At 66.4% G+C, this 12,184-nt stretch carries 12 protein-coding genes; 6 read left to right on the plus strand and 6 right to left on the minus strand.

All coding sequences use genetic code 11. The features are described 5' to 3' along the window. The first annotated feature begins 42 nt into the window (after nucleotides 1-42). From rimO to AB1K63_RS07385, 3 genes are all read left to right on the plus strand, one after another. A complete protein-coding gene (rimO, locus tag AB1K63_RS07375) occupies nucleotides 43-1,422 on the plus strand; it encodes a 30S ribosomal protein S12 methylthiotransferase RimO (protein ID WP_366959390.1) in 1,380 nt (459 codons plus the stop codon). Nucleotides 1,423-1,531: 109 nt separating this feature from the next. After that, the gene (locus tag AB1K63_RS07380) at nucleotides 1,532-2,329 is read left to right on the plus strand and encodes a transglutaminase family protein (protein ID WP_366959392.1); all 798 of its coding nucleotides are present in this window, start codon (nucleotides 1,532-1,534) and stop codon (nucleotides 2,327-2,329) included. Between the two features lie 104 nt (nucleotides 2,330-2,433). Next, nucleotides 2,434-3,183 (plus strand): L,D-transpeptidase family protein, encoded by a 750-nt coding sequence (locus AB1K63_RS07385; RefSeq protein ID WP_366959393.1) that lies wholly within the window; start codon nucleotides 2,434-2,436, stop codon nucleotides 3,181-3,183. On the opposite strand, the gene tilS is transcribed toward AB1K63_RS07385, so the two are convergent. From tilS to AB1K63_RS07410, 5 genes are all read right to left on the minus strand, one after another. Then, a complete protein-coding gene (tilS, locus tag AB1K63_RS07390; RefSeq protein ID WP_366960663.1) occupies nucleotides 3,184-4,110 on the minus strand; it encodes a tRNA lysidine(34) synthetase TilS in 927 nt (308 codons plus the stop codon). A 52-nt stretch (nucleotides 4,111-4,162) separates the two neighbouring features. Further along, the gene (locus AB1K63_RS07395) at nucleotides 4,163-5,086 is read right to left on the minus strand and encodes a tetratricopeptide repeat protein (protein ID WP_366959394.1); all 924 of its coding nucleotides are present in this window, start codon (nucleotides 5,084-5,086) and stop codon (nucleotides 4,163-4,165) included. Nucleotides 5,087-5,216: 130 nt separating this feature from the next. Next, nucleotides 5,217-6,113: a RodZ domain-containing protein gene (locus AB1K63_RS07400; RefSeq protein ID WP_366959395.1), complete on the minus strand. Its 897-nt coding sequence runs from the start codon at nucleotides 6,111-6,113 to the stop codon at nucleotides 5,217-5,219. 131 nt (nucleotides 6,114-6,244) lie between these two features. Beyond that, nucleotides 6,245-8,512: a phosphoenolpyruvate--protein phosphotransferase gene (gene ptsP / locus AB1K63_RS07405; protein ID WP_366959397.1), complete on the minus strand. Its 2,268-nt coding sequence runs from the start codon at nucleotides 8,510-8,512 to the stop codon at nucleotides 6,245-6,247. Between the two features lie 45 nt (nucleotides 8,513-8,557). Then, nucleotides 8,558-8,713 carry a DUF465 domain-containing protein gene (locus AB1K63_RS07410; protein ID WP_366959398.1) on the minus strand — a complete coding sequence of 52 codons (156 nt, stop codon included), beginning with the start codon at nucleotides 8,711-8,713 and terminating at the stop codon, nucleotides 8,558-8,560. Nucleotides 8,714-8,887: 174 nt separating this feature from the next. Here AB1K63_RS07410 and AB1K63_RS07415 point away from each other — a divergent pair, with 174 nt between their 5' ends. Both AB1K63_RS07415 and AB1K63_RS07420 read left to right on the plus strand, forming a co-directional pair. Beyond that, entirely contained in the window at nucleotides 8,888-9,085 is a 198-nt protein-coding gene (locus tag AB1K63_RS07415; RefSeq protein WP_366959399.1) for a DUF465 domain-containing protein, read from the plus strand. Between the two features lie 93 nt (nucleotides 9,086-9,178). Then, a complete protein-coding gene (locus AB1K63_RS07420) occupies nucleotides 9,179-9,643 on the plus strand; it encodes a DUF1465 family protein (protein ID WP_366959400.1) in 465 nt (154 codons plus the stop codon). Here AB1K63_RS07420 and glpK read toward each other — a convergent pair. Further along, complete coding sequence (gene glpK, locus AB1K63_RS07425) at nucleotides 9,640-11,112, minus strand: glycerol kinase GlpK (protein WP_366959402.1); 1,473 nt, start codon at nucleotides 11,110-11,112, stop codon at nucleotides 9,640-9,642. The two genes, AB1K63_RS07420 and glpK, sit on opposite strands and share 4 nt — an antisense overlap. A gap of 100 nt (nucleotides 11,113-11,212) precedes the next feature. Between glpK and AB1K63_RS07430 the strand changes: the two genes are divergently transcribed. Continuing rightward, nucleotides 11,213-12,085: an MBL fold metallo-hydrolase gene (locus tag AB1K63_RS07430; RefSeq protein ID WP_366960664.1), complete on the plus strand. Its 873-nt coding sequence runs from the start codon at nucleotides 11,213-11,215 to the stop codon at nucleotides 12,083-12,085. Nucleotides 12,086-12,184 lie beyond the last annotated feature (99 nt).

Genomic DNA, 12,184 nt, shown 5'->3' on the forward strand with positions numbered 1-12,184 from the left:
CCTAGCGCGAAGCGCGTTCCGGGTGTAGGGGCGCGCGCAATCATGACTGCAACACCCACCACTCTTCCCGATGCCAAGAAGGTCGGCATGGTCAGCCTCGGCTGTCCCAAGGCGCTGGTCGATTCCGAACGCATCCTGACCCGGCTGCGCGCGGACGGTTACGCGATGAGCCCGGATTATGCAGGGGCCGACGTCGTGCTCGTCAACACCTGCGGCTTCCTCGACAGCGCGAAGGAGGAAAGCCTTGCCGCCATCGGTGAAGCGATCGCGGAGAACGGGCGCGTGATCGTGACCGGCTGCATGGGCGACGAGGCGGACACGATCCGCGCCGCGCATCCCAGCGTGCTCGCCGTGACCGGCGCCCACCAGTACGAGCAGGTGGTGGAAGCGGTGCATACCCACGCCCCGCCCAGCCAGGGTCCGTTTGTCGACCTGATCCCGCAGCCGGACGTGAAGCTGACCCCGCGCCACTACAGCTATCTGAAGATTTCGGAGGGCTGCAATCACTCCTGCGCCTTCTGCATCATCCCGCAGCTTCGCGGAAAGCTGGCGAGCCGCCGGATCGACGCGGTGCTGCGCGAGGCGGAAAAGCTGGTCGCGGCGGGCACGAAGGAACTGCTGGTGATCAGCCAGGACACCAGCGCCTACGGCGTCGACACCCGGCACGAGGAACGCGACTGGAAGGGCAGCCCCGTGCGCGCCCACATGACAGATCTCGCGCGCGAACTGGGCGGCCTGCGCACGGCGGAAGGCACCCCGCCCTGGGTGCGGCTGCACTACGTCTATCCCTACCCCCATGTGGACCAGGTCATCCCGCTGATGGCCGAAGGGCTGCTGACGCCCTATCTCGACATCCCCTTCCAGCACGCCGCACCGGCGGTGCTGAAGCGGATGAAGCGACCCGCCAACGAGGCAAAGGTGCTGGAACGGCTGAAGGGCTGGCGCGAGATCTGCCCCGAGATCGCGGTCCGCTCCAGCTTCGTGGTCGGCTTCCCGGGCGAGACGGAAGAGGATTTTTCCTACCTGCTCGAATGGCTGGAAGAAGCCCGGCTCGACCGGGTCGGCGCGTTCCGCTTCGAACCCGTCGAAGGCGCTGCCGCCAACGCCCTGCCCGATCCGGTGCCCGAAGCGCTGAAGGAAGAGCGCTATGCCCGCCTGATGGAAGTGACCGAGCGGATCTCCGCCGAAAAGCTCGCCGCCAAGGTCGGCACCACCCTGCCCGTCATCATCGACGAGGTCGGCGAGCCGGACGAGGATGGCGACATCGGCGCAACCGGGCGCAGCCAGGCCGACGCGCCCGAAATCGACGGGCAGGTCTTCCTGAGGAACGTGCCGGCGTCGCTCCAGCAGGGCGATATCGTTGACGTGCAGGTGGAAGATGCCGACGCGCACGATCTCTTCGGGGTGCCCGCGAACGGCTGAGGCCGCGAACCCGTCCGTTCGCGCCACGATCGAGCGCTTCAGTTGCACTGCGATTACCACCTCAATTGTTGTCCGTGAAACCGCGGACCCGCTCGCACGTAGGAAAACCATGCCCCTCCAGATCGCCACAGACTTCGCCTTCAGGGCCGAAGAACCCACCGATGTCCTGCTCCAGTTCGAAGCGGCGATGATCCCGGAGCAGCGCCTGAGCGAATTCCGCACCGAGCTTTCCAGCTGGGACAGCTTCGCCCGCATCGACGCGCAGGACGATATCGGGGACCGCCTCTGGGTCCGCGCGGAAGGGCGTTTCGAAGCCTCCTATCGCGCCGTGGTGGAAGTGGATCGTCTGCTTACCAAGCTGGAAACGCTGGAGAAAATGGACCCGCTCAAGCTGCCCGGGGAAACGGTCCAGTACCTGTTCGACAGTCGCTATTGCCGCGGGGACAAGTTCCAGTCCTTCGTCGATGCGGAGTTCGGGGACGTCTCCGGCGGGCGCCAGATGCTCGCCATGCGGGACTGGATCGCGGACAACTTCACCTACGCGCCCGGCTCCAGCAGCGCGACCACGACCGCGCTCGACAGCTTCGTCGAACGCCGCGGCATCTGCCGGGACTACGCCCACGTCATGGTCACCCTCGCCCGCGCCGCCGGCGTCCCCGCCCGCTTCGTCAGCTGCTACGCGCCCGACGTGACCCCCCCGGATTTCCACGCGGTCGCGGAGGTTTTCCTGCAGGACAGCACGACGCCGGGCGGCGGCGCCTGGTACCTGCTCGACGCGACCGGAATGGCGGAGGCGGGCGAGATCGTGAAGATCGGCGTCGGCCGCGACGCCGCCGATGTCAGCTTCATGACCAGCTTCGGAATGACCGAATTCCTGGAGAAAACGGTCACCGTCACCCGGGTCTGAAGCAGGCAGTTTACCTCGGTCCGGAGAATGTCCCCCGCCGGGACGGACAATCGATTGGTCTGGAAAGACTCCCACCCTTGGGGCATTGTCCCTGCATGAACCCGATGATGAAATGGATCGGCGGCGCCTCGGCCGCGCTTCTTCTCGCCTTCGGTGGCGCCACGCTCGCATCCGACCTGTGGCAGCCGAAAGAGGCGGAGGCTTCCGCAGCGAGGATCGAGAACGCCGTGCCGGTCGACCCCGCGGCGCTGGGTTCCGTCCAGCCCGACGTGGTGGAAATCGAGGACGACGGTCTCTCCGCGACCCTGCTCGCATCCGAGGCCACGACGGCGGACGAAAATGGCGCTCAGTTGCAGCAGGCCTCTTTCCAGACCGTGGCCGCCGACGACGAGGAGTTCGTCGTCAAGCGCGTCCTCGATATCGACGGCCCGATCAAGTACGGCGAATGGTTCTGGGACACCGAAGGCGTGCCGCCGGGCAAGCTCGTCATCACGGTGGATCTCGACGCGCGCGTCATCTCGATCTTCCAGGGCGGTTACGAGATCGGCGCTGCGGCGGCGATGCTCGGAACCGACAAGCATCCGACGCCGACCGGAACCTTCAAGATCCTGACCAAGGAACGGCACAACGTGTCGGAGAAATACGGCAATGCGCCCATGCCCTGGACGCTGCGCCTGACGTGGGACGGCATTGCTATCCACGGCGGGAGCGAAGTCGAGAACGGCTATGCCAGCCATGGCTGCATCGCGATCCCGGACGATCTGGCGAGCCGCCTGTTCGCCATCGCGAAGAAGGGCGACACGGTCATCATCACGCGCGGAGAGACATTGCAGATGGGCGATACGCTTCTCTGATCAGCGCTCCCGTCGCGGCGTCTCGCGACTGAAAATCCACTCTTCCCCACCCGATGTCCGCTTTGCGCGTGCATCCAGTCCTGCGGCGTTGACGGCACGGCCCTCCGTCAGTCCAAGAACGATCGTCGCGGCAGCGCTGCCGGTCATGGATGTGCACCCAAGTTCGCTGGCCGACCGTTCGACGATCCCGATCCTGACCGCCGAGGAATGCGGCGCCCCGGAGCGCCCCGGGGCGTAACTAATGCGGTCAGGCTCAATCTCGACGGCTTCGGCCCACTCCCGGTCGATCACCCAGTCCAGCAATCCCTCGATTTCCGCGAAATGGCCTGCACTGCGGGCGATGGCGTCCACATCCAGCCAGTCCGCGTCGGCCAGACCCTTGCGAATACGGGCGCGGTCGAACCGGTCGTCCGTGTTCGACGGATCGCTGGCGGCCTCGAGACCGCTCTCCGCGACGATGCGCTCCAGCTCCCGCTTTCGCCAGCCAAGGAGCGGCCGGACGACAACCAGCCCGCCATCCGACCGGGTGGACACCGCGCGGATACCCGAAAGGCCGCGAATTCCGCTGCCCCGGTTGAGCCGCATCAGGAGCGTTTCGGCCTGATCGTCGGCATGGTGGGCGGTGGCGACCGAGGAAAGGCCCCGCTCCGCGGACCATTGCGCCAGAGCGGTGTAACGGGCCTCGCGTGCCCGATGCTGGGTATTCCCCGGTCCGAGGGATACGCGCCGAATGCGGTGCGGCACGCCGAGACTGCCGCAAATCTTTGCGACCATCGCGGCCTCGGCGGCGGCCTCTTGGCGCAGGCCATGATCGACGGTCAGCGCCTCGACCTTGTCCGGAAAGGCGGCATGGGCCAGCAGTAGAAGGGCGAGACTGTCGGGCCCACCCGAAACGGCGAGCCCGAACCTGTCGCCATGCGGGCACAGCGCGGTCCAGTCGGACCGGAACCGCTCGACTAGCGAGAGGTCCGGCGCGCTATCAATCGCAGTCGACCCGGCCGAGGCTGCGCTGGTAATCGGCGGACAGGCGGCCGGACGCGACCGCTGGATACGTCTCGCCGAACTCGGCCAGCGCGATGCAGGCCCGCCGCGTGTCGTTCTGCGCGATCATGGCTTCGGCAAGATACAGCAGGCTGTCGGGGGCGCGGGCATCGGTCTTGTTGGCCTGGTAGTTCTGCAGGAACCACGGTGCCGCACTCGCCGGCTGGCCATCGTCGAGATAGGCGCGCCCGAGGAGGTTTCGCCCGTAGGTCGTGCGCCAGTGGTTCGGATATTCCTCGACGAACATCGTCAGCTGCTGCTGCGCCTCGGGATAGAAGCCCGCATCCCACAGGCGGAAACCGTAGGAATATTCGTCGTCGCCGGCATCGTCGGTCGAAGGCTTGGCGATGGCCTGCACAGCCGCCAGACGTTCCGGCGAAGGCGCCGCACGCGCCGGCGTCGTGGACTGCGATGGTGCAGCGGTCCCGCCGCTCGATCCGGTCATGGCGCCAAGGTTGCTGTCCACCGTCGTCGTGCCCGGCACCGGCATTTCGACCCGCGCCTCTTCCAGCGTTTCGACACGCTCGGACAGGAGGCGCAGTTCGTTGGCGTTCTGCTCGCCCTGCGCGGTGAGCGAGGCGAGCTGGGATTCGAGCGCGTCGAGCCGCGCGAGGATATCGGTCACGGCCGTCGTCGACGGTGTCGTCGATGTGGACGGCGTACCCTGGGGCGTCGTGATTTCGGGTTCGAAGTAAACGCCGTCGGCGCCCGGGAAAACGCGCCGCTGCAGCGCCCGCACTTCGGATTCGAGCTTGCGGATGCGCGCTTCGGCGTTGTCCTGCGCCACGGCAGGCGGCGCCACGCACAGCACCGCCATTGCGGCAAGCCCGGCAGCGATGGGTCGGATTGGGCGGATGATCATCTGGCTTTCGGCTCCTGTCCTCTTGTCCCCGGGCATCGCGCATCATGCCCAAACCGCGGATGAACGCGCCGCTTAATCGCCCGCCATGCCGCGCATGTCGAGAATTCCGCCGCGCGAAACGGTGGAAACTCTAGCCCTCGGGCGTCTCCGCCGGTTCGGGCGTATCGCCGCGGGCGAGCAAAGCGTCAGCGCTGACCTTGACCTCGTTGATCGTCTGGAGCTCTTCCGACAGCTTCGGCACCACTTCCCCGCCGATACTGATCCCGAGCGCATCCGGCCGTCCCGTGTTGATCTGCGGATCCTGCGCATCGGCGGGAACGGTATAGCTCTCGCCTTCCGACATGATCTTCTCGAGCAGGATGTTGTCTTCCGTGCCGTCGTAGAAACGCACCCAGATCTCGTCCTCCAACGCGGTGAAGATGACCGGTCCGCCTGTGGGCGTCGGTGCAGGCGCATCGCCGGCGGTCGGCTCGTTCGCCGCCTGCGCTGACGTCGTCTCCTCGGTGACCGGACCGGGACCCGATCCCGGGAAGAACATGTCCCCGAAATAGGCGATCACGCCCACGACGAGCAGTATCGCCGCGAAGGCGCTAAAAATCGCCAGCCCCCGGGACGGCACCCGGTTCGGATCGCCCGGCTCGAAATTGCGCCTGTCGGACTGGCTCGGCGGCGCTCCGCTTTCGTCCAGTTCGGCGCGCACCATGGCCGCGATGTCCTGCTGATCGAGGCCCACGACCTTTGCGTAGTTTCGCGAAAATCCGATCGCGTAGGTCCTGGCCGGCAGTTCGTCGAATGCGCCGCGCTCGATCGTTTCGATGTGCCTAAGCGGAATGCGCGTCTGTTCCGCGACATCGTCCATGGATAGCCCGCGCGCCTCGCGCGCCGCACGCAACTGCGGTCCGGCGCCCGCCGGAATCTCGTAACCGGGATTGTCTTCACGCACGCTATCGGAATGCATCGTATCGTCCGGACCCATGTCGTCCGCATTTCTCCTGTGGAGTTCGTTTCTGCCGCTGTCTTCGGCCATTACCCATCCTTCGACCCGTAGTCGTGGACCGCTGTCGCACGCAGGCGGTCCGGACTGTCAAGTCCAGTGCTTTCCAAAATGCCGCGCCAAGCGTCGAAGCGCGCGAACTTCACGACGGGCGATGCCCCGTACTAGTCGATCGCGATGTCGCGCGAAAGCGCCCATTCGGTCAACTCCGCGCGCAGATCAGCAGGCGGCGAGAGGAGCCAGCGATCCATCGCCTTCTTGATCTCGTTCAGATCGACCTGCCTCACCAGACCCTTGACCGGCCCGATCGCGGCGGGCGTGATCGACAACCTGCGAATGCCGAGACCCAGCAGCGCAAGCGCCTCGAGCCGGCGCCCACCCATTTCGCCGCACACACCGAGGGCGATCCCGCTGCCGACCGTGTTCTGGACCACCCGCCGCAGGAAGCGCAGGATCGCCGGGCTGAGCCAGTCGTAGCGTTGCGCCAGCTTGGGGTTGGCGCGATCGGCGGCAAAGAGGAACTGGGTCAGGTCGTTCGTCCCGATCGAAAGGAACGAGACGTGCGGCACGAGCAGGTCCAGCGCATCGGCCAGCGCCGGCACTTCCAGCATCGCGCCATAACGGATCGCTTCGGGCGCCTTCTTCCGCTGCTGCTTGAGGAAGGCGGCCTGGTCCTCGAAAACCTTGCGGGCGGCGAGGAATTCCCACGGTTCGGAGACCATGGGGAACATGACGTTAAGCGTCCTGCCCCCTGCCGCTTCCAGCAGGGCGCGCGCCTGTGCCTTCAACAGTCCTTCGCGTTCGAGCGCCAGGCGTAGGGCGCGCCAGCCCATTGCGGGGTTCTCGTCGTGCTCTGCCTCCTCACTGTTGAGGTAGGGCACGGCCTTGTCGCCGCCGATATCGACCGTGCGGAAGATGACCGGTTTGCCCTTCGCCGCGTCGAGCACGTCGCGGTACAGGCGAAGCTGGCGCTCGCGCTGCGGCAGCGTGGCCGAGACAAGGAACTGGAACTCCGTGCGGAACAGGCCGATGCCATCCGCCCCGACGAGGTTCAGCGTGCTGATATCCTCGCGAAGGCCCGCATTCATCATGACCTCGATGCGCGTCCCGCAGCGGGTGAACGGCTCGACATCGCGCAGGTCCGCATAGCTCGCCTGCCGCGCGCGCTTCTCCGCGACACGTTCCTTGAACGCGGTCAGCACGGTCTGGGCGGGACGGATCGTGACGATACCCTTGTCGCCATCGACCAGCACGCGGTCTTCCTCGCGCACGATGCCGCGCAAGCCACGGATGCGGCCGACCACCGGGACTCCCATCGCCCGCGCGACGATGACCACGTGCGCAGTAAGCGATCCTTCCTCCAGGATCACGCCCTTCAGGCGCCGCTTGTCGTATTCGAGCAGTTCCGCGGGACCGAGGTTGCGGGCGATGAGGATGGTGTCTCGTCGCAGCCCCTGCGTCGCGGCAGTGCCGATCTGGCCCGAAACGATCCGCAGCAACCTGTTCGACAGGTCCTCCAGATCGTGCATCCGTTCCGCCAGCAGCGGATCGTCGATCTCGCGCATCCGCATCCGGGTGCGCTGCTGCACGCGCTCGATGGCGGCTTCCGCGGTCAGTCCGGCGTCGATGGCTTCGTTGATCCGGCGGCTCCACCCTTCGTCGTAGGCGAACATGCGATAGGTCTTCAGGACCTCCTCGTGCTCGCCGCCTGCGCCGAACTCCGCCTGGCTGGCCATCGTGTCGATCTGATCGCGCATCCGGTCGAATGCGCTGTAGACCCGCTGGCGTTCGACCTCGATGTCGTCGGCCATGACCTGGTCGATCGTGACGCGGGGCTGGTGGAAGACGGCGCACCCGTCGCCCAGCCCGTTGACCAGCGACAGACCGCTCAGCGTCGCAGGTCCGGTCTGGAGCGCGGTCGGCCCGGTGACCTCCTCGTCGATCAGTTCGGCATTGGCGATCATTTCCGACAGGACCATCGCGGTCGTCTGCAGCGCCTCGATCTCGACATCGGCATACCGGCGCGGATCGACATGCTGGACGCACAGGACGCCGACCGCGCGCTCGCGCGACACGATCGGGACGCCGGCGAAGCTGTGGAACTTCTCTTCACCCGTTTCTGGACGATAGAGGAAGTCGGGATGCGCCTTCGCCTCGGCGAGGTTCAGCGTTTCGACATTGTGGGCGATGGTGCCCGTCAGGCCTTCGCCGATGGCTAGCCGCGTGACGTGGACCGCTTCCTGGTTGAGACCGCGCGTAGCGAACAGCTCGAGCATGCCGTCGCGCAGGAGGTAGATCGAGCAGACCTCGCTATCGAGGCTTTCACCGATGATCTCGACCACGCGGTCGAGCTTGCCCTGCGCATGCATGCGCGAGGCCATCACCTCGTGCAGGCTGGTCAGGATTTCCCGGGCGGCGGCGGCAGCAGACATGTCTGCACCGCCTAGACCAACCCGGGATGAACGCAAAGCAGTCCGTTACTGCGAGGCGATTTCTTCCTTTATCCGGAGCTTCTGGCGCTTGAGCGTGGAAATCGTCGTCTCGTCGGGTGCCGGGCGGTTCAGCTCGTCCGCGATCGCGGCTTCGAGGCTGGCATGCTTGGACTGCAGGGCGCTGACGTGGGACGAAATCATGAGCTTCTCCTTCTCGTCAATCCTCCCCCATGGAGGACCGGCAAGCGACTCGTCCTCGCGGACGAACCGCGCAGGAGGGATGTAAGCATAGGCGGGACGGCTTGCGAACCCTCCGGAATGGCCTAAGCGACCGAAGCAGGCAGACTCGCGACGAACGGCGATGGACACGAGGCGATGGACGAGACCGAATTGCGCAAGCGACTTGCGCTGCTGAAGACCGAGCACCGGGACCTCGATTCCGCGATCGAGGCATTGCGCATGGCCGAGTCCCACGACCAGCTGCAGATCGCCCGGTTGAAGAAGCGCAAGCTCCTCCTGCGCGACCGGATCGCCCTGATCGAGGACGAACTGCTGCCCGACATCATCGCCTGATTTTGCGTATTGAATCGGGACAGCGAAAATTCCCGGGGACTTTCGGGTCTCCGCGCATTTCCGAAACGGCAATGCCTGGTCTACCCAGACGCAATGGGGCAACCGACCGACCTTACGCAGCCGATCATCGAAGGGCTGTATACAGAAGCGCTCTTGCTCGCTGACGAGGTCCGGGAAACCTTCGCCCTGTCCGATCCGCCGGCGGCCGGTTCGCAGGCCGAAAGCATGAAGCTGGCCTTTTCCGTCGAAGGCCTGCGCACCACGACCCGGATCATGCACGTCCTCGCATGGCTGCTGAACCGACGGGCCTATTTCAACGGCGAGTTGACCGAATTCCAGTTGCGCCGGCACGGGCAGTTGCCGCCCGATCGCGAACCGGAGCGCGAGAACCTCGAACTTCTCGGACCGGACATCGAAACCCTGATCGAACGCACGCGGCGCATCCACCATCGCCTCTCGCGCCTCGACACCGCCTGGCGCGCGGAATTCGAAATGGAACCCAGTGCGCTCGATCGCCTGCGGGCGCGGCTGGAAGTCAATTTCGCCGGACGGGCCTAGCTCGCGGCAAGCGCCTTTTTCCAGCCATCCAGCCGAAGGGTCCGTTCACGCTCGTCCATATCGGGCTCGAAGCGCTCTTCTTCCCCTCCCATTTCCGCCGCCGCGTCTTCGAGCGAGGGATGCAATCCCGCGCCCACCGATGCAAGCATCGCCGCGCCGAGCGCGGTGGTTTCCACCATGTCGGGGCGCTCGACCGGGAGGTCTAGGAGGTTGGCGATGTCCTGCGCCATCCAGTCGTTGGCGCTCATGCCCCCGTCGACGCGCAGCATGGTCCATCGCGCGCCATCGGCGGCGAATGCCTCGGCCAGGTCGTAAGTCTGGTGCGCCATCGCTTCCAGCGCCGCGCGGGCGATCTGGGCCCGACCGGTCGCGAAGCTGAGGCCGGCAATCACGCCGCGCGCATCGGGCTGCCAGTGCGGAGCGCCCAGACCGCTCAGGCCGGGCACGATGACAACTCCGCCGCTGTCCGGGACCGATCGCGCGAGCGCCTCGCTCTCCGCCGCAGTTCCGAGCAGGCCGAGCGAGTCCCGCAGCCACTGGATCAGGCTGCCCGCCACGAACACGGACCCTTCGAGCGCGTAGGTGCGCCGTCCGCCTTCCTGGTACAGCACCGTCGCCAGCAAGCGGTGGTCCGAGGACGGGATGGTCTCGCCCTGGTTCGACAGCACGAAGGCGCCAGTGCCGTATGTCGCCTTGGTATCGCCGGGCGACAGGCACCCTTGCCCGATGGTCGCGGACTGCTGGTCGCCTACCAGTCCGCAAATCGGGATCGCCGCGCCGAGAAGTTCGGGCAGCGTCGTGCCGAAGGCCCCCGACGTGTCGACCACTTCGGCGAGCGCCCCGCGCGGAACCTCGAACGTGTCGCACAGGCCTTCATCGAACTGTGCCCCGGCGAGGGGTAGCAGCAACGTGCGCGACGCGTTGCTGGCATCGCTGACGAACGTGCCGCCGGTCAGCTTGAAGACGAGCCAGCTCTCGATCGTCCCCAGGGCGAGCGTCCCGCGTTTTGCAGCGGCGGCTACCGGTTCCTCCCGTTCGATGAGCCAGCGCATCTTCGTCCCCGCGAAATAGGGGTCGAGCAGCAGGCCGGTCTCCTTCTGGATCGCTGCCTCGAGCCCAGCTTCCTTCATCGCCGCGCACCTCCCGGCCGTCCGGCGGTCCTGCCACACGATGGCGCGGGCCAGCGGCTCGCCCGTATCACGATCCCAGGCGACCACGGTTTCGCGCTGGTTGGTGATGCCGATGCCGGCGATCGAGCGCGGTCCCCCGGCCTGCTCCACCACCTCGCGCGCGCAGGCCAGCGTCCGGTGCCATATCTCGGTCGCGTCCTGCTCCACCCATCCGGGCCTGGGATAATGCTGCGTTATCTCCTGCTGCGCCTTGCCGGCGATCCTGCCGTCCGCCGTGAAGAGCATTGCGCGCGTCGAAGTGGTGCCTTCGTCGAGCACCAGGATCAGGTCGTCTGACATGCCGACTTCCTGCCCCGATGCCCGCTGCAAGTCCATGGCGCGGCGCGAGCCGGCAGGTGCGGCCCTCGACTTTGCCGGCCTGCGCCCTCACATGGGCGCGATGGTGAAAATGCCTCCAAAACCCTGGCCGACCGGAAACGTCGAACAGCCCGAGCCGCTCGTGCGGAGGATACTGGCGCCGAACCCGTCGCCCTACACCTATACCGGAACACAGACCTACCTGGTCGGCAATGCGGGCGAGATTGCCGTGATCGACCCTGGTCCGGACGATGACGACCATGTCGACGCGATCGTGCAGGCGATCGGAGACGACGCGCTCGTGGCGATCATGTGCACCCACACCCACCGCGACCATTCGCCCGCCGCGCGCCCTCTGGCACGGCGCACGGGCGCACCGATCGTGGGCTGCGCGCCGCTGGTCATCCGCACCGACCTGCCCCGGTCGGACGAATCCTTCGATGCGGACTACGCGCCGGACCGGGTGCTGGAGGATGGCGAGGCGATGACCGGAACCGGATGGACCCTGCGCGCCATCCACACGCCCGGCCACACCTCCAACCACCTTTGCTTCGCACTGGAGGAGACGGGCGCCCTGTTCTCCGGCGATCACGTCATGGGCTGGTCCACCAGCGTCGTCGTGCCGCCCGATGGCGACATGGGCGACTACATGGCCAGCCTCGAGAAGCTCTACGCCCGCGATGACCGGGTCTATTACTCCGCCCACGGGGCACCGATCGAGCGGCCCCGGCAACTGGTCCGAGGGATGATCGGACACCGCCGCCAGCGCGAAAACCAGATCCTGCGCCTGCTGGGCGAGGCGCCGCGTGCCGTCGGCGAATTCATTCCAGAAATGTACAAGGGGCTCGATCCCCGCCTCACGGGCGCCGCCGAAATGAGCGTTACCGCGCATTTGCTGGACCTTGAGGGGCGCGGGCGCGTTGTGGACGATAGCGGGATCTGGCGGATCGCCTGATACCCTTGCCCCGGGGTGCCCTTCTTGGCATCCTTGGGCACCACAAGAACGGGGCTGCCTGTTGCGCTCCCCTAACCTGGCGGTTGCCCCTCCATCGGC

The organism is Qipengyuania sp. JC766 (assembly GCF_040717445.1).
Lineage (GTDB): Bacteria > Pseudomonadota > Alphaproteobacteria > Sphingomonadales > Sphingomonadaceae > JC766.